The sequence below is a fragment of the Nocardia tenerifensis NBRC 101015 genome, assembly GCF_000308715.1.
In the GTDB taxonomy this organism is placed as follows: Bacteria; Actinomycetota; Actinomycetes; order Mycobacteriales; family Mycobacteriaceae; genus Nocardia; species Nocardia tenerifensis.
Map to the genome: position 1 here is coordinate 1 of NZ_BAGH01000172.1, position 17,118 is coordinate 17,118.

15 protein-coding genes and 1 pseudogene are annotated in these 17,118 nt (G+C 68.4%); 5 read left to right on the forward strand and 11 right to left on the reverse strand.

Annotated elements, in window-relative coordinates:
• Positions 1-660 (forward strand): annotated as a pseudogene (locus tag ON39_RS13650) (sodium:solute symporter family protein); the annotation flags it as partial.
• 32 nt (positions 661-692) lie between these two features.
• Here the strand turns inward: ON39_RS13650 and ON39_RS13655 are convergent.
• From ON39_RS13655 to ON39_RS13665, 3 genes are read right to left on the reverse strand one after another with little or no spacing between them, the layout of a single operon-like run.
• On the reverse strand, positions 693-1,361 hold the full coding sequence (locus ON39_RS13655) for a dihydrofolate reductase family protein (protein ID WP_040734290.1): 669 nt from the start codon (positions 1,359-1,361) through the stop codon (positions 693-695).
• Entirely contained in the window at positions 1,361-1,867 is a 507-nt protein-coding gene (locus ON39_RS13660; protein ID WP_040734292.1) for an SRPBCC family protein, read from the reverse strand. The genes ON39_RS13655 and ON39_RS13660 overlap by 1 nt, the downstream gene beginning before the upstream one ends.
• A 3-nt stretch (positions 1,868-1,870) precedes the next feature.
• Positions 1,871-2,212, reverse strand: coding sequence for an ArsR/SmtB family transcription factor (locus ON39_RS13665; RefSeq protein WP_040734294.1), 342 nt, complete (start codon positions 2,210-2,212; stop codon positions 1,871-1,873).
• A 99-nt stretch (positions 2,213-2,311) separates the two neighbouring features.
• On the opposite strand from ON39_RS13665, the gene ON39_RS13670 reads away from it, so the two are divergent.
• Positions 2,312-2,926 carry a mycothiol-dependent nitroreductase Rv2466c family protein gene (locus ON39_RS13670; protein ID WP_040734296.1) on the forward strand — a complete coding sequence of 205 codons (615 nt, stop codon included), beginning with the start codon at positions 2,312-2,314 and terminating at the stop codon, positions 2,924-2,926.
• Positions 2,927-3,004: 78 nt separating this feature from the next.
• Here the strand turns inward: ON39_RS13670 and ON39_RS13675 are convergent, their stop codons facing one another.
• The 3 genes from ON39_RS13675 to ON39_RS13685 all read right to left on the reverse strand — a co-directional run bounded on the left by ON39_RS13675 (position 3,005) and on the right by ON39_RS13685 (position 6,992).
• Entirely contained in the window at positions 3,005-4,357 is a 1,353-nt protein-coding gene (locus tag ON39_RS13675; RefSeq protein ID WP_040734297.1) for a cytochrome P450, read from the reverse strand.
• 584 nt (positions 4,358-4,941) lie between these two features.
• On the reverse strand, positions 4,942-6,171 hold the full coding sequence (locus tag ON39_RS50060) for a 5'-methylthioadenosine/S-adenosylhomocysteine nucleosidase family protein (RefSeq protein ID WP_051186581.1): 1,230 nt from the start codon (positions 6,169-6,171) through the stop codon (positions 4,942-4,944).
• 110 nt (positions 6,172-6,281) lie between these two features.
• Positions 6,282-6,992: an NUDIX hydrolase gene (locus ON39_RS13685; RefSeq protein ID WP_040734298.1), complete on the reverse strand. Its 711-nt coding sequence runs from the start codon at positions 6,990-6,992 to the stop codon at positions 6,282-6,284.
• A 121-nt stretch (positions 6,993-7,113) separates the two neighbouring features.
• Between ON39_RS13685 and ON39_RS13690 the strand changes: the two genes are divergently transcribed.
• A complete protein-coding gene (locus tag ON39_RS13690; protein ID WP_040734299.1) occupies positions 7,114-7,839 on the forward strand; it encodes a peptidoglycan-binding domain-containing protein in 726 nt (241 codons plus the stop codon).
• 96 nt (positions 7,840-7,935) lie between these two features.
• Entirely contained in the window at positions 7,936-8,553 is a 618-nt protein-coding gene (locus ON39_RS13695) for a helix-turn-helix domain-containing protein (protein ID WP_110293367.1), read from the forward strand.
• 160 nt (positions 8,554-8,713) lie between these two features.
• Here the strand turns inward: ON39_RS13695 and ON39_RS49915 are convergent, their stop codons facing one another.
• Genes ON39_RS49915 through ON39_RS13715 form a run of 4 tightly spaced genes read right to left on the reverse strand, consistent with a single transcriptional unit; the run spans position 8,714 to position 14,800 of the window.
• Complete coding sequence (locus ON39_RS49915; protein WP_176572797.1) at positions 8,714-9,109, reverse strand: hypothetical protein; 396 nt, start codon at positions 9,107-9,109, stop codon at positions 8,714-8,716.
• A complete protein-coding gene (locus ON39_RS13705; RefSeq protein WP_040734303.1) occupies positions 9,073-10,536 on the reverse strand; it encodes a pyridoxal phosphate-dependent aminotransferase in 1,464 nt (487 codons plus the stop codon). The genes ON39_RS49915 and ON39_RS13705 overlap by 37 nt, the downstream gene beginning before the upstream one ends.
• Positions 10,533-11,837 carry an amidase family protein gene (locus tag ON39_RS13710; RefSeq protein ID WP_040734304.1) on the reverse strand — a complete coding sequence of 435 codons (1,305 nt, stop codon included), beginning with the start codon at positions 11,835-11,837 and terminating at the stop codon, positions 10,533-10,535. Before ON39_RS13710 ends, ON39_RS13705 begins: the two co-directional genes overlap by 4 nt.
• Entirely contained in the window at positions 11,834-14,800 is a 2,967-nt protein-coding gene (locus tag ON39_RS13715; protein WP_051186582.1) for an amino acid adenylation domain-containing protein, read from the reverse strand. The genes ON39_RS13710 and ON39_RS13715 overlap by 4 nt, the downstream gene beginning before the upstream one ends.
• Positions 14,801-15,131: 331 nt before the next feature.
• On the opposite strand from ON39_RS13715, the gene ON39_RS45855 reads away from it, so the two are divergent.
• A complete protein-coding gene (locus tag ON39_RS45855) occupies positions 15,132-16,127 on the forward strand; it encodes an AraC family transcriptional regulator (RefSeq protein ID WP_169335882.1) in 996 nt (331 codons plus the stop codon).
• Between the two features lie 144 nt (positions 16,128-16,271).
• Here the strand turns inward: ON39_RS45855 and ON39_RS13725 are convergent, their stop codons facing one another.
• On the reverse strand, positions 16,272-16,826 hold the full coding sequence (locus tag ON39_RS13725) for a GXWXG domain-containing protein (RefSeq protein ID WP_040734305.1): 555 nt from the start codon (positions 16,824-16,826) through the stop codon (positions 16,272-16,274).
• Positions 16,827-17,118 lie beyond the last annotated feature (292 nt).

The window sequence follows — 17,118 nt, forward strand, 5'->3', positions numbered from 1 at the left end:
CTGCGCCGCAACTGGATACTGCTGCCGCTCTACCAGATCATGCTGGTGCCGCCGATGATGATCGGGTTCGTCGCCCTGCTCGCGCTGCCGAGCGACGCGTCCGCCAACGGGGCGCTGTTGACGCTGTCGGCGCAGGCCATGCCCGCGTGGCTGCTCGGCCTGATCGCGGTGGCGGGGGCGTCGGCGGCGATGGTGCCCGCGTCGGCGATCGTGCTGTCGATGTCATCCAATATGGCGCGCAACGTGATTCGCGGCGGCGGTCCCCGCGCCCAGATCCTCGCCAACCACGGTGTGGTCCTGCTCGTGCTGGCGTTGGCCTTGGTGCTGGATCTGACCCGGCCGAACGCCCTGGCGAATCTGCTGCTGATCACCTTCAGCGGGCTGGTCCAGTTCGCGCCCGGTCTGGTGGCCGCGCTACCCGAGCGGCCGTGGCTCGGCACGGCGGCGGTGGTGTGCGGCATCGTCGTGGGCGAGGCGTTCACCATCTGGGCGACGTTCTGTAAGATCGACCTGGCGCACGTGAACGCCGGGTTGCCCGCGCTCGGCCTCAATATCGTGGTGGCGGTGCTGGTCGAGGCGGTGGTACGCGGATCGACATCGAATCGCGGACGACGTGATCGAGAATCAGCGCGAAGTGGGGCGATGAAAGCAGATCTTTGACATCGACGCCGAACTCGACCAGGGTGGCGCGGCTATCGTCGCCGCACGGCGTAGGTCAGGTGCGTCACCCGCGACGACGGCTCCGAACGGAGCGGTTCCAGGTCGATCCGGGACGCGTCCACCTTGTCGAACAAGCGGGTGCCCGCGCCGAGAAGCACGGGCGAGAGCGTGATCGTGAACTCGTCGACCAGGCCCGCGTTGAGGTGCTCGAGGATCGTCTCGCCGCCGCCGGCAATGCGGACGTCGCGGTCGCCTGCGGCGGCACGGGCCTGGTCGAGAGCGTGCTCGACGCCATCGTTGACGAAGTGAAAGATGGTGCCGCCCGGGCGTTCCCACGGGTCACGCTCGGTGTGCGTCACGACGAAGACCGGGGTGTGGAAGGGCGCCCGCTCGGGCCAGGCCTGCGCACCGAGGTCGAACATGCGCTTGCCCATGACGCTCGCGCCGGTGCGTTCGAAGGTCTCGCGCGCGATGTCGTTGTCGCGGCCCTCCTCGCCGCCCTCGCCCAATCGCAGGTTCTCCCGGAAGAACCGCAGCGGAAAGGCCCACTGCTGCAACTGCGTCCACTGCGCCGTCCAGCGCCGCACGTCCGGGTCGTTCTGCTTGTCGGGCGCGAAAAGCACGCTGTCGTCGGGCACGGGCTCGGGTGCGATGAACCCGTCCAGCGACATCGACACGCTGAAGAACACCTTCCCCGCCATCAGTCCGCCGCTCCCTTCCGCACGATCTCGGTGACGTAGGCCGCCAGGTTGCTCAGGGTCTGCCGGCCGCCCTCGATCGCGTGGTATTTCTCGACCGCTTCGTCGCGCAGTTCCTTGGTGAGGAATACCGTGCGCATCACGATGCGGGTCGCCGCGCCGACCGGCGTGAAGGTCAGGACCGACTCGAACGCGTTCGGGTCGTCACGGAACTCGCCGTGGCGCAGCAGGATTCGCGCCGGTGGTTCGATGCGCAGCCAGCGGATCCACTCGGAGTAGTCGGTCCCGTCCGGTGCGTGCAGCACGAATTCCCACTCCCCGCCCTCGCGGAACTCGAACGACCGAGTGGTGGTGGTGAACCCCTCCGGACCCCACCACCGCGACAGGTACCGCACCTCGGTGAACGCCTCGAACACCAGCTCCGGTGGGGCGTCGATGAGCCGGGAGATCTCGATCTCCCGGTCGGTCGTCGCCGGTTGCGCCCGCGTTTCCTGCCGTGCCTGTGCCATCGGTCATCGCTCCTGTCGTTCCTGCTTCAAGTCCTGCACGTATGCGTCGAGCCGATCGAAACTCTCGTTCCAGAACCGCTCGAACCCGCCGGTCCACTCGTGCACCGGCCGCAGCCCGCGGGCGTCGAGGCCGTAGAGGCGCTGCTTGCCCGCCCCCCGGACCCGTACCAACCCCACCTCACGCAGCACCCGCAGGTGCTTGGACGCTCCCGGCTGGCTCATCCCCAGTTCCTCGGCCAGATCACTCACCGGCCGCTCACCCGCCCGCAGCAGCGCCAGGATGTCGCGGCGCTGCGGCTCGGCGATCGCGTTGAAGACGTCCGACGTGGTCGCTGCTCGTGCCATGCCCGCAATCATATTCCTATATCGGAATACGTCAAGCCGGTGGTATTGATGAGGGGACCATGCCGAGGACGTGATCGGAGATCAGCGGAAGTGGGAGTCATGAACGCCGAAACTCGTTGTGTTGAGATATATTTCGATCCGATCTGCCCCTACGCGTGGATCACCTCGCGCTGGCTGCTCGAGGTCGAGCAGATTCGCCCGATCGAGGTGACGTTTCGGGTGATGAGCCTGTCGGTGCTCAACGCCGATCGAGCCGACTTCCCGGAGAAGTACAAGGCCCGGCTCCCCGACGGCTGGCCGCCGGTACGGGCCGCGGCGGCGCTGGCCGGGCTCGGCGACCAGAGCCTCGTGGCGCGCTACTACACCGAGTTCGGCCGGCGCTTCCATCAGCAAGGGCTGCGTGATCGCCGGGCGGTGATCGAGGAATCCCTGGCCGCGATCCAGGCGCCACCGCATATTCTCGAAGCCGCCTACTCCACGCGGTTCGACGATGAGGTGCGTCGTAGCCACGAGCAGGCGATGGTCGCGGCCGGGCCGGACAGCGGGACACCCGTCATCACCATCGATGGTGTAGGCGTTTTCGGACCCGTGCTGTCGGCGATTCCGCGTGGTTCCCAGGCCGCAGTGCTGTTCGATGCCGTCGCGACGCTCGCCGCGGAGCCCGCGTTCGCCGAACTGAAGCGCTCGCGGGTGGGTGAGCCCGACGTCGGCTGACGGTCGACAGGTCGGTTCGCGAATCGCGGCGTGCCTTGCCCGCCTTCACTTTTGGCTTCGCTCGCGGGTTGGTTCTGCTCAATGCTCCCGGGTGTCGTCGCCGAGCGCCCGAGGGCGGACCGTGAAGCTGAGCCCGAAGTTGTTGAGCGTCATCGGAAGTGGGGCATCGGGTGCGAGACGACGGCCTGCGCGTTGCCGAAACTCCATGGCGGTCAACAGGTGAGCGAGCAGCGTGCTCGTGGTGAACAGCACCAGGCTGCGGCCGGGGCACGCGGCCGGTCCGGCGCTGAAGGGCACCAGTTGCGGGTACTGCTCGGCGCGGCCGTCGAGCCAGATATCGGGCGCGAACGAGTGCGCGAAGGGCAGCAACTCGGGGTCTCGGTGAAAGGCCGGCGCGGCGATCAACACCGCGGCGCCTCGTTCGGTGCGTAACCCGTTGTCGCGCCAGGTCACCGTCTCGGTGGTGTCGCGAAGCAGCGCCGGTGTGGTCGGCCACAGTCGCAGCGATTCCAGCATGCTCGCCCGCAGGTACGGCCGCAGGCGAACCTGCTCCGGCTCGGCGGAATCGGAGCAGGCGAGCAGGTACTGCCTCGGATGCGCCGCCAGCAACGCCAATGTCCTCGTCAGGGCGATCCCCGCGGCATCGAAGGCGAACAACCAGTGCGGCACCTGTCCGATCGGATCGGTCGCCGCGTCCCCGGGCGCGGCGGCCAGCGCCCCCAGCAGAGTGTCCGGGGCGGCGGTTTCCTGGTATCGATACAGCTGCTCGAGGAAGCGATCCCGGCGTCGGCGATGCGGCCAGGAAAAGTAGGACCAGTTCCCCGCCGACCGCAACCGCCACAGGTCGTCGGTGACGCGGTCATCGTCGCGGGCGGCGTCGCCGAGCACGATCCGGCGCACGATCCGCCACCACGCCACCGTCAGTCCGGCCGCGTCGACGTACCCGTCGCGCAGCGCGGACTCGGTGAGCACGCCGCACTCCTGCGCGATAACTCGTGCGAACGGCTCGGCCGACCGATGCGTCGGCGACGCGGTGTCGAGCGCGGCTTCGTTCACCCCGCGACGCCGTTCGCGCACCGGCCCCTCCGAGATCAGCACCGCGTGCGGCTCGAATTGACCGAGGGTTGCGCGTTTCTCCCGATTCGCCGGGGTGAACGGCCCCGGAGATTGCGCCAAAACCCGCTCCACATCGGCCGGGTCCAGGACGATGACGAACCGTCTCCCCAGTACCTTCAATTCCACCGGCCCCGCCCCGAACTCCGCGCGTAAACGCCGCACGCGCGTGACCGTGCGAGCATCCGCCTGCCCGCGCTCGAGCAGCCCCATCGCCCAGCGTCGCCGAGCCGTCACTCCCGCCATTACGGGCGACAACCCCAAATCCAACGCCACACCAACCATCCGCAACCCGCCGATCACCTGAGCTTGCGTCATATCAACCCTTCGCCGCCGGACCGAACGCTCTTATGGGCCTTTCCGTGCAGGGGCTCGCACCGCATCGCCACAATCGGCTCGCGAACACAACGTACACAATCGCGACACGACAATGAGTCACCGAAACACACGGCGCACGACATTGTCACCGGAGCACTACACCGGCCGAAGAAATCCGACAGTATTTCTCTTCGGTGACTACAGGCTGAAGGCCAGGAAGCTGACGTTGTGCTGGCTACCTAGATTCCGTTGGGCGGCAATGGGTTTCACGCCCATTTGCGGGGTGGCCCCGATTTGCGGGCCCTGTTTGTCGCGTCGCCGGTCTGATAATCGACGAAGACCAGGCCATCGCATCCTTGATGTCGTCAGCCGCTTCGACATTACATCGGCCGCGGTCACGAAATCGCCGGTGACAGCGGTTATCACGGCGGCCGTGGTGCACTGTCGCCGCGCCGACTACGTCGACTGGCGGCGGAGGTCACCGGCGGGTCGCTGCGACGTCGGCACCGGCTGCGCGAAGCGGCTTACGGCTGCCGTTCCACGCGGTCGCCGAGGCGGCGGGCTCGCACCGAAGCGGCGCACGGTCAGCAACTCCATCGGTTCGAGCCCAGGTGATGGTAGAACGGTGTCCCGTTCAGGTTCGCCCACTGCTGGGGGCGCAGGGCGAAGGACTCGCCGGTGTGGTTGCGTTGGGAGAACACGGTGATCGTGCAGGACTGCCGGTTGTTCTCGATGGACTCGGCCGAGGCGAGTGCGGATTCTCGCAGTAGGTCGTCGTTGGTGTCGTGAATGTAGTTGATGATCCAGCCGGAGAGGTTCGGGCCGGGGTGCACGCACGCCTGGCCCCGGCCCGCACGGTCGGGAACGCAGACACTGGTCGAATCTCGTTCCACCACAGGGTCGGAGCGGATCTCGGGGGATCGGGTGGAGGGTTCGCGCGTCGGTAGGGCGATCAGCGCTACCGCGATCGCGACTGCACAACCGGCCGCCGCGGCCACTAAGCGGTGCCAGTTGCGACCGCTCGTGCCGGCACCCTCGCGGGTGAGTAACTCGAAGGTGAATGCCGCGGCGTGGCGGGCGGCGACGGGCTGCCATTTCTCGTCGGTGGATGCGGACTTGCCGCTGAGCAGATCGGAGATTCCGCGCACGACGAGCGCGGCGGCGTCGGGGTTGACGTAGGCGCCGTTCAGAAATCCGTGCCCCTCCATGTCGACGGCGACGGCGTCGCCGCAATACCGGTCCAGCAACCGCGCCGCCGCGGAATCCCGGTCCGCGATCACCTTGTTGCCTGCCGCAATGGGTTTGACGAACGCGCGGGGCCGCCGCTTTACGTCGGTCGGCTCGCCGTCGACAGCCGGAGCAATGTGCGTCTGCCACTCGTCTTGGCGTGCAACAGAACTGGAGCGTTGGAGGAGCCGGAACGCCGGGGCCTGGGTCTTGATCCGCGGAAAGTAATCGCCGCCGGTGTCTTTGCCGGTCTCATAGTCGTACACCGCGTCGGCCACGACCACGTCGCCGAGCGCCACATCCTTACGGCCCCCCGCGACCCCGACGAAAACCACCAGCGCCGGCCGGAAGGCCGCGACCGCCCGCTCGAGCTGAACTCCCGCTTGGACGTTGCCCGCGCCGGTCTGTGCGAGTGCCACCGTCCACGTACCGCGGGGTGTGGGATATTCGGCCAGTTCGTACAGGGTGCCGCGCTCGACGCGCTCGCGGAACGGCGGGCTCAAATGGTCACGGACCGCCCGGTATTCGAACTCCAGGGCGGTGCAGATCACCACCGTGCCCAGCCGTGCCCTTCCCGCGTTCCTCATGCGTCCCACTCCCCTTGCGGTCGTCCCCGTGACGGGTGAGGATACGACGATCGTAGAACGCGCGAGCTGAAGGTGTTGCGGCTCCGGCGCTTTCGATGTGGCGGTGGAGCTCAGCGTTGCCCGGTCAGGGTTTCGCGGGACAAAGCGGGACGCAGATACGCGGCGGGGCCGGTGCGATAGAGATGCGCCGGCCTGCCCCCGGTGGCCGTGGTGCGGTCGTCCGCGCGAACCAGGAACCCCGGCACGCCGGTTACCTTGCGCCGGAAGTTGGACGGGTCCAGCCTTGTGCCCCAGACGATCTCATAGACCCGGCGCAGCTCGGCGACGGTGAAGCGCGGCGGGCAGAACGACGCGGCCAGCGTGGTGTAGGACAGCTTCTCCCCGGCCCGTTCGACCGCGTCGGACAGCAGCGTGTGGTGGTCGAACGCCAGCCGATTCGGTTGCCTCGTCAAGGTTTCCACGGGCAGCCAGTGTGCGGCGCGCGCATCACCGCCGGCGGACGGTGTCGGCAGATCGGGCATGAGCGCCATGTAGCAGACCGAGACCACCCGACCGCGGGGATCGCGGTCGGGGGCGCCGTAGGCGCCGACCTGCTCGATATGCAGATCCCGGGCGTCCAGACCGGTCTCCTCCCACAGTTCGCGCTCCGCAGCCTGATTCAGGTCCTCCGCCGGCTCCAGGAAGCCACCGGGCAGTGCCAAGGCGCCCGCGAAAGGCGGGTTCGCACGCTCGACGACCAGGACATGCAGCAGGTCGTCGCGAATGGTCAGGATCACCAGATCCACAGCGACCGCGCTGTTCGCGGGGAATCGTCCGGTCATGGGGACCACTGTACCTTTAGGTCATATTGACTCTAAAGACTAACGGCGGCTATGCTCGACGTCGCGGCGAGTAAGAGTCAAAGCGACCTTAAGGGCCGCTACGCCTTGGGGAGGCGAACGAATGACCCACGATCTGGCGACCCGATTGCAGGAACTCCGACAACGATCGAGGCTCGGACTGCGCTTCTTGGCCGGCGCGACCGACTGCGAAATGTCTTGCTGGAAAGGCTATCTCCGCGGGACCGCCGTCCCGCCGCTGCGGGTGGTCGAGCAGGCGGCCCGCCACGTCCGACTCTCCGCCGTCGACACCCGCAGGCTGTTGGCGGCATGGGAGGAGGCGACGCTCGAACAGGCGCCCGCCCAATGCCATTGCGCTCCCCTCGGCGAACCGCCGCCGGCTCCCTCGGCACGCCAGGCGTGGCGCGGCGGCGCGGCGGTGTCGCTCGCCGCGCTGACAGTAGTCGCGGCGGGAGCTGCGGTGCGGCAGGCCATGATCGACCACCCGACCGCGCCGGCCCCGGCCGCCGCCACGAGCATCGACTTCCAATGCCGCTATGCCACCCACACCGGTCTGCTCTACGCCGGACACAGCGAATCCACCTCCCGGGTCATCGCTTCCGGTGCCTCGGGCCAAGACGTGATCGAGGTGCAATGCCTGCTCAGCAGCCATCACATCGACCCGAAAGGGATCGACGGAGTGTACGGCTCGGACACCCGGCACGCCGTCGAACAACTCCAGAAGGCCGCCGGGTTGGCGCCCGACGGGATGGTCGGCCCGAAAACCTGGGCGGCACTTCGGGATCCGAGTACCGCGGTGGCGTCACCGTCGCCGAGTTCAGGGCGGTAGATCGATTATCGCCGCGGCACTCGCGACCACAGCCGTCGTCGCAACCGGCATAGCACTCGCCGTGTTCGGAATCGTCACCAACGTGGGAACAGAGCTATGGAAAACGCACGGAATGCACGAGAGAACCGCACTGTCGCGCCCACCGGAAGGCGGCTGTCACGCCGCTTCGACCGAGCGTGCGCGCCGACGACCGTGCCGAAAACCTTGTCCCGCAACCGATCATCGGCCGCCGCGCTCGCGACCGGTGCCGGTCAGCAGTTGGCCGTCGAGCTCGGGCGGGCGAAACGAGCACGCGGGCTGAGTTTCACCACGATGGCCGCCGAGATCCCCTACAGCAGAGCCTCGCTGGAGCGCTACGTCAACGGCAAGATCTTCCCCCCACGCCGCGCCGTGCACGACATCGCGCTGGTGTGCCGCACGGACGCGGCACGGTTGCTCACGCTGTGGGACGCTGCCGACACGGCGAGTCAGTCCAAACATTCTGCGCGGGAGAGGCATTCACAGCACCTATCACAGATCGTTCCCTCTCGTCGGGACCTGCTGGCAGCCACCGGCCTCCTACTCGCCCTCACCCTGCTTCTGCTGATCGAACATCTGCGACCCCGTAACCGCCACATCCGACTGGGCCGTCCGCCGCGCCCCGGAACTTCGCGCGATCCGGACGCGATCTGGTCAGCCGGATTGCAACCATTCATGATCACCGGAACCGAATGACGCGGTGTCTTCCGGGTGAACCCGCCGTGCTCTTGATCTTCGGTGAACCGATGCGTACCCGGGTGCGGCACTGTGCTCTCGCCGCACCCGGATACGCTGCTCACCTTGTGGCGCTGATCGCCGTCATCATCGCTGTTTCAGGACGGCTGCTTCGCGGCCTTCAGTAGGCATAGGCGTGTGGCGCGTCGTTCATGCCGCCGCGGTCACCGCGGTCACCGCGATCGGCGCGGTCACCCCGGTCCCTGCGATCATCTCGGTCGCGCCGGTCGGCTCGGCCACGACGGCCGCGGTCGCCCCGGTCCCGATCCGCCCGATCCGCCCGGTCACCTCGGTCCCGATCCGCCCGGTATTCTCGGTCCAGATCCGCCCGGTCACCTCGGTCCCGGCCACCCCGATCCCGAACGTCACCGGCGGCGACGAACCCGGCATCCTCGGCCAGCCCGTAGCCCGCCACCGTGACACCCGACTCCTGCGGACTCGCCCCCGCCGCGCCGGTAGCCACCGACAAGGTCGCCGCCATCACCGCCACCGTCGCCGCCATTGCTTTGTAGAACATGCACAGCTCCTTGTCATGTCGCACACGCGAACACATTCAGCACCGCAGTCGGCGCCAGCGGTTATTCGGAACAACACCGCATCCGGATGGAAATAACCGGGGCGACGGCGCCACTGCCAGTGCGTGTGGATCACCCAGCCCAGCCGAGTCCCGCCTCGGCCATGCGACACACGGCGACGGACAGGTCGGGTTCCGGGGGCGCCGAGGTAGAAGCGGATGTACGGCGGGTCGGTGGGTGTCTGCGCACCCATGTCACCGCTGCCGGGCAGCACGGCCGCGCGGGTCAAACAGTCTCGGCGGTAACGGTATTCCGCGTCGGGGCCGGTGTAGGACGGAGGGACGCGGGTGCGCAGGTACGGGGTGGCGGTGCCGCGAAAGACCGCGTCACGAGGAAAGCCGAGCACGGTGTGCAACGCCTCGGCGACGCGGGCGCGTTTGTCGCGGTATTCGCGCGCGATCGCGGCGGAGTACACGCGTTGGGCCGGGGTCATGAGCCAGGCCGCCATGGCGGCCTGCAGCGGCACCGAGGAGACAAACGCGTGGTGACCGAGTTGGCGATTGACCATGGCGCTCACGGTGTCCGGCGCGCCGGTGAGCACGCCGATGCCCCAGCCGTTGCAGTGGAACTGCTTTCCCAGCGACCGCACCGCCAGCCACGCCATGGCGTCGCGGTAGTGGGTGAGCACGGTGCGCAGGACGTCGACGATGGGTCCGGGGGGATCGCAGAGACCGTGGTAGGCGTCGTCGACGAGGACCGCGGCGCCGGTGTCGGCGGCGGCGTCGAGCAGCGCGGTGACCGTGCGCGAATCCCATTGAGCGCCGGTCGGATTGTGCTGGGCGTTGATCACCAGCACCGTCGCCGCGCCGCGCGCCTCGCGGGCCGCGACGTGCAGCATCGCACGGATGTGCGCGGGGTCGGGCTGATACCCGGCGGCCGGGTCCAGCGGGAAGCGGCGGACACGGTAGCCCAGCGGCGCGAACACGCCCGGGTAGTCCCAGCCCGGCGCCGAGCAGACCACCTGCGGGCGGCCCGCGCCAGGGGCGTCGAGCAGCAGTCGCGCGTAGTCGAACATGGCGTCGCGGGTGCCGTTCTGGGTAACGGCGACCTCGAAATCGTCTTCGGGAACGAGGTTTTCGAGCCGATGCGTGTCGACGACGAAGCGGCGCAGGACGGTGTGCAGGGCGGGCAGGCCGTGCGGGGCGACGATGTAGCCGTGACTGTAGGCGGGGACCTCGGCGAGGTGGCGGATCAGGGCCGCGGGGGCCCGGCTCCAGGTCTCGCCGAGGCTGAGGTAGACGACCTCGCGCGGGTCGGTGGCGTCGTGCGCGTGCAGCAGGGCGATGTCGTCGAGGGTGGCGGGCAGGTCGGGGTCGCCCAGGACCGCATGCGCGGGCAGCGGCGCGGGGCGAGTCGACAAGTGCGTCATAGGGTTTCCGGATTCCAGAGTCGGGCGGCGCGGGCGGCGAGACGCAGCAGCGACAGGTCGCGGCCCGGCAGGGTTTGCAGGTCCATGCCGAAGGGCAGGCCGTCCGCGTCGCGCGGGGCGGGCACGGTGATCGCGGGCCAACCCAGGCAGCTGCTCATATCGGTGGTGCGCAGGAAGGTGTCGAACGCGGAGACCTCCTCGCCGCCGACCTCGATGCGGTCGCAGCCGGTGAGGATCGGCGCGGTGATCGGAGAGGTCGGCAGCAGCAGCGCGTCGAGGGCGTGCTGGTGAAAGAACCGGTGCAGCAACGCCTGTAGCGCGGGGCGGTCGCGGGTGCGGGTCCGGCGGTAGACGGGCTCGGGGACCGGGTCGCGCACCAGCCGGTTCAGCGTGGCCGCGATGCCCGGATTGTCCACCGCGGCAGCGAGATCCGCGAAGGTCAACGGCAGCGCGGCGCGGGTGAGGTAGCCGGTCATCGCGGCCGGGGTCTCGTGGAACGGGATCGTGCGTGCGCAGCGGGCGTGCAATTCGAGCGCGCGGGTGGGCAGGTCGGCGACGACCAGTTCCCAACCCGCGACGGACAGTTGAGCCAGCAACCGGTCCACCGCTGAGCGCAGGTCGGGTGCGAGCCCTGAATAGAAGGGCAACAACGGGATTCCCACCCGTGGTGCGCTGTCAGGAGCATTATCGAGGCCCTTCTCACGCTCGTCCACGATCACCGCGTCGAGCGTGCGGATCGTGGTGAGATCACGAGCCATCAGGCCGAGCGTGTCTCGGGTGGGTGAGACCGGGATGACGCCGTCCAGAGGGTAGCGGCCGGTGGTGGGGCGGAAACCGTAGAGTCCGCACAGCGCGGCCGGGGTGCGCACGGAACAGCCTGTCTCCGTGCCCAATCCGGCGTCGGCGACGCCGGTGGCCACCGCGACCGCGGTGCCCGCGCTGCTGCCGCCGACGATCCGGGCCGGGTCGAGGGGGTGGGCGACGCGGCCGGCCCAGTGGTTGTCGCCGGTCGCGCCGTAGGCCAGTTCGTCGAGGTTGGTCTTGCCGACGATGTGGGCTCCGGCGCGGCGCAGGCGATGCACGGCGGTCGCGTCGCGGACGGGGCGATGGGCGGCGAGAGCGGCTACGCCGCCGGTCGTCGGCAACCCGGCGACATCGATATTGTCCTTGACCGCCAACAACCAGCTGCCTCCGCTGCGGGGCCGGAAATCGGTGGTGATGAAGGCATGCAGAGCTGCGGTGGCGGCATGGCGGTCCCGCGCGCCGACCAGGCGCGCGGGACCATCGGTGACACGAGTCATCGCGCGTCGGCCATCGCGGCGGGCACGTAGGGTTCGGCCAGGACGCGGCGCAGGTAGCGGTCGAGGATCTCGGGGGTGAGGGTGGGTTCCTCGACGCCGGTGCCGACCAAGTGCTCGGTGACGTTGGTCTTGTCCCACAGATAGGTGTTCTGGTACAGCTCGATGGTCGAGCGGCGGTCGAGCATGTGGTCGTGGAACATGTTGAGCAGCGGGTACAGCGGGGCCTGCGGGTCGTCCTTCCACAGGTCCACCCACTGCTCGTACGGCAGCACCCGGAACTCGTAGCCGAAGTGCTCCTCCAGCAGTTCGAAGAAGCGGCGCAGGGTGACGATGCGATCCTGGGCGGGCACGACGTTGAAGTTCTTCCCGGCCGCGCCGGGGTCGCGACCGATGGCGGCGATGGCGTCGACGATGTAGTCGACGGTGATCAGACCCTCGCGCAGGTTCTGCAGGTCCGGGATCGCGCCGAGCGCGACGCAGGTCTTCACCAGGCGCGGCCACCACTGGTAGGTGGCGGCGTGGCCGGTGCGAGCGTCGCACAGGGCGTAGCCGAGGCGGAACTTCATGACCGGAAGGCCTTGTGCCTCAGCCAGTTCGGCCACCTTCTCCATCACCCATTTGCTGCGCATGTAGCCCAGATCGGTGACGACCGCGCGCAGGTTCTGATCGATGTCGTCGTCCTCGTACATGGTGGACTTGCCGGTGAACAGATGCCCCCAGCTGTACACCGAGATCGACGACACCAGCATCAGCGGTTTGACGTGGTCGTCCCCCGCGAAACGTAAGACCGTGCGCAGCCCCTCGACGTTGTCGCGGCGGATGTAGGCGTAGGACTGGATGAAGTTGGCGGCGCTCGCGCTGTGGTAGATGACGTCGACGTCGCTGGCCAGGGCCGCGTACTCATCCGCGTCGAGCCCGAATCGAGGCTCGGCCAGATCGCCGGCGTGGACGCGGACACGATCCCAGTCGACCGCGGTGACCTCGTAGCGGGCGACGACGGCGCGCAGCCGTTCGCGGGCCAGCGCGGGTGACCCGGCGCGGATCAGGCAGTGCACGACGGCGTCGGTGCTCTCGTGCAGACGCCCGAGCAGATGCACACCGATGATGCCGGTGGCGCCGGTGAGCAGTGTGTGGCTCGGGTCGGTGAGCTGGCGTTCGTCCCAGCCGGTGCGGTAGTCGACGCCGTCGGGCAGATGGATGTCGTCGGCGAGTTCGCGGACCGGTTCGCCCTCCCAGTCGGGGGCCTCGTCGCCGCGCGAGTTGATGGCGGCGGCGAGACCGCGCACGGTCGGGTCACCGTAGAAGTCCCAGATGTAGACGCGGGCCCCGACGCGGCGGGAGATCTCGCCGATCAGCGCGGTGGCGAGCAGGGAGTGGCCGCCGACGTCGAAGAAGTTGTCGGTGGCGGAGAACCTGTTGTGCCCCAATACCTCTCGCCATATCTCGGCGACGGCGTGTTCGATGTCGCCCTCGAACCCGGCGTCGGGCATGGGGACGTCGCGGTCCTGCGCGAGGTCCGCGCGCAGGCCAGCGCGGTCGATCTTGCCGTTGGCGGTGACGGGCAGGTCGGTGCGGCACTGGTAGATGCCCGGCTGCATGTAGTCGGGCAGTTCGTCGCGCATGTGCACGCGCAACGTCCGCACGAGCGCGTCGGGGTCGGTGTCGTGCTCGCGCGGAACGACAAACGCGGCAAGGCGTTTGGCGGAGGACGCGCGATCCTGGTCGTCCACCACGACGACGGCGTGCTTGACCAACCGGTTGTCCAGGATCGCGGCCTCGATGTCGCCGAGTTCGATGCGGTAGCCGCGGATCTTGACCTGATCGTCACTGCGGCCGAGGAATTCGATGCTGCCGTCGGGCAGCCAGCGTGCGAGGTCGCCGGTGCGATACAGCCGCCGCTCGAGCCGCGGCGACCAGACGAACCGGTCCTCGGTGCGGTCGCGATCGCCGAGATAGCCTCGGGCCAAGCAGGTTCCGGCCAAGCACAGCTCCCCCACTGCGCCGGGATCGACCTCGCCGAGCTCGTCGTCGAGGATGAACGCCTCGGTGTCGGAGATGGGGGTGCCGATCGAGGGCGCCTGTTCGGCGGCGGGGTCCACGACGCGGCAGGTCGCGAAGATGGTGGCCTCGGTGGGCCCGTAGTAGTCGACGAGGGTGTAGGGCAGCGGCCCGGTCCGGATCGGCGGCAGCTTTTCCCCCGCGCAAAACAGGTAGCGCAGCGCGAGATCGGCGGGCCGCGGCGCGGCGACCACGTCGGGGGTCAGCACGGTCGGCACGAAGGCGTGGGTGATGGCGTGCTCGGCGTAGAAGTCCAGCAGCGCGGCGGGGTCGGCGCGCACGGCCGGGTCCACGACGTGGGCGGTGGCGCCTGCGGCGAGGGTGGAGTGGATCTCCCATTGGGACACATCGAATCCCACGCCGCTCATCAGCGTGGTGCGCGCGTCGGCGCCGGTGTCGAATCGATCGTTGTGCCAGCGCACCAACCGGATCACCGCCTTCTGGTCCACGACGACGCCCTTCGGGGTGCCGGTGGTGCCGGAGGTGAACACGACGTAGGCGGCGCCCTTCTCCAGCGGTTTGAACACCGGGCCGTCGGCGAATTCGATGGTGACCGTGCCGGATTCACGCGAAGGCGAGCCGGTGGACAGCACGACCGGCGCACCGCATTGTTCGATGATCTTGGCGCGGCGGCGGGACGGGTTGTCGCGATCGATCGGGGTGTAGGCGGAGCCGGTCTTGAGTACCGCCAGCATCGCGACGACGAGCGCGGCGCTGCGATGAGCGACGATCGGGACGAGGCTGCCGGGGCCGACGCCCGCGTCGCGAAGTCGTTGTGCGAGTTGCTCGCTCAGCGCGTCGAGCTGCTCGTAGGTGGTGCGGTGGTGGTCCTCGACGATCGCGACGGCGGCGCCACGGGCGGCGACGACAGGGGCGAACAACTCGGTGATGATCGGGCAGTACATGAGACTCCTCTGGGTTTGCGAACAGGTGCTGGATGAGGTCGGTGTGGCTGAACCGGGGGCAGGCGGGCGTGGCGCCGCAGGCCGTAGGCGATGCGCGAAATGCCGACGGACCGGTTCGATTCGACCGTTCTCCCTCACCGCCCGGCTAGCCGTCGGCGGCGGCGATAATCGCCGATTGCGTGCATCGGCCGAAAGACTGCGCGAATCGTCTTCGACCGGCCGGCATCGGTCGGGCAGCGAAAAAACTTGTGGGACAGAGGGTTATCCGAGCGACCGTGGGGAATGCCCGCTGCACCACGGCTCTCTCGGGACACCGATGCGAAGAGGGATGATGTCGGATTCGACGACCGTGCTGGAACAGCACGAATTGTTCCGCACGACCGACCCGTCCACGGCATGTGCGCGCAACAGCGCGATATTGCGCCGCCATTCCCTGCGGGTGATCGGGGACGGTCCGCCGTTCGAGGCGGTCCATTGCGCGGCCGGCTTGGGCACGATGTCGGTGCATCGCTGGAGTTTCGGTGCGGCGGTGGAGATCTCGGCGACCCGGGACGCGGGCGCGGACGCGTATCTGGTGACGGTGCCGTGCCGGGGCCGCATCGTGGACGCGGAGGGCCGCGGGCGCGCGGACGCGGGGGTGATCGCCAATCCGTTCCGGCCGTTCTCGGCCTGCTGGTCACCGGGGTGCGTGGCGTTGACGGTGCGGATCGAATCCGCCGTCCTGGCAAGGCATCTGGCGTCGGTGCTGCAGCGGCCGGTGGCTACCGGGCCGGTGTTCGGGCCGGTGTTCGATCTGCGCGGGCCAGGACGGGCGTGGGTGCGGCTGGTGCGAGCGTGGATCGAACTGGCCGAGGTGTCCCCCACGCGGCTGGGACGCGCGCCCATGGCGGCGGCCATCGAACAATCGCTCATGACGGGCCTGCTGGTGGCCGGGCGCCACGACTTCTCCGAGGCGCTGCTGGGCGCGGACACGACCCCGGCGCCGCTGCGGCGGGTACTCGAACGCGTCGAGCGGGATCCGGGCGCGGTGGGCACCGTGGTGGAACTGGCGGCGGCGGCCGGGCTGAGTGTGCGTGCGCTGCAAGACAATTTCGCGCGATATCTCTCGACGACGCCGACCGCCTATGTACGCGAGACGCGGCTGCGGCGCGCGCACGCGGATCTGCTGGCCGCCGATCCGGCCGACCGCGGCGCCGTCGGCGTGGTGGCGCGGCGGTGGGGTTTCGGCAATCTGGGCCGGTTCGCGCGCGAGTACCGGACGCGGTTCGGGCGGCGGCCCGCCCAAACGCTGCGGGAGCCGCCCGGCGGGGCGAGCGATCCTCGGTAGGGGTCACGCGGCCGCCGCGACTACACCGACCGATGCGGCGAAACTCAGTCCACGAGATACCTCGAGGCCCACATCGGCGGATTCGCGGGCCGCGATCGAGTACCTGCTGCGCCGAGCCACGGCGGCGATCGTTTTGCTTTGTCCTCAGCGTCGCAATACGAAAAAGAACGGTTCGGCCATATCACGTATCTCCTCCACCCCTAGCAGCGCCTTTTCATCGACACGGCGGAAGTAATCTATGGCCGCGCGGTGATCGTAGATCAGCGCGGCGCTGACCACCCCGCGGTACAGGATGTCACGCAGACAAGCCTTGGCGGAGCGGGTTCTCACTGCGGGGCGGATGAACCGCAGCGCCTTCCGTATTCCAGCCGCGGCGGATGTCGAGGCAGATTCGAGAATATGGACCGAAACGAACCGTGGGTCGATGGCGAACACATGGCCCGCCTCATCGGAAAAGACCAGCGGGTACACTTGCTCACTGGTATCGAACTGCTTTCCGAGCCAGCCCGACGCGGTCAGCGTACCTGCGAAGGGATGCCCGGTATCGAGCTCCTCACCGCGCCACCGCCCCACCGTGATCGTTTCCACTGAGGCCGCGGGTAGGCGGTCGAACAGGTCCCAAGCTTGCGCTTGCGTGCATCCGCCCGCCTGTAAGGCCTGTAGTTCGTCAGCGGGCGAACTCGCAGACTCGGTAACCATAGCGACCTCCGTCGCGCGTCGCCCCGAACGTAACATCGACTCGCTCGCAGGCAACCAGTTCTATTGTCACTCTTCGACAAATCGATTTGTCTTTTCCGGCTCCAAATATATTTTGATCGACGTTACCGTAGTAGCGTAGAAATAACTCTGCCGGATTCGGACATCGAGCGCCTCAGCGCCCGACGTGGAGTACAGTGGTGGAAATATTCGACCGCTCGACAAAGCGCTTTCGTAATGCCACTAATACACGATTGCGCTTTTCGCCGGCGCGATCGAGTGCGGAGGTGGCAAA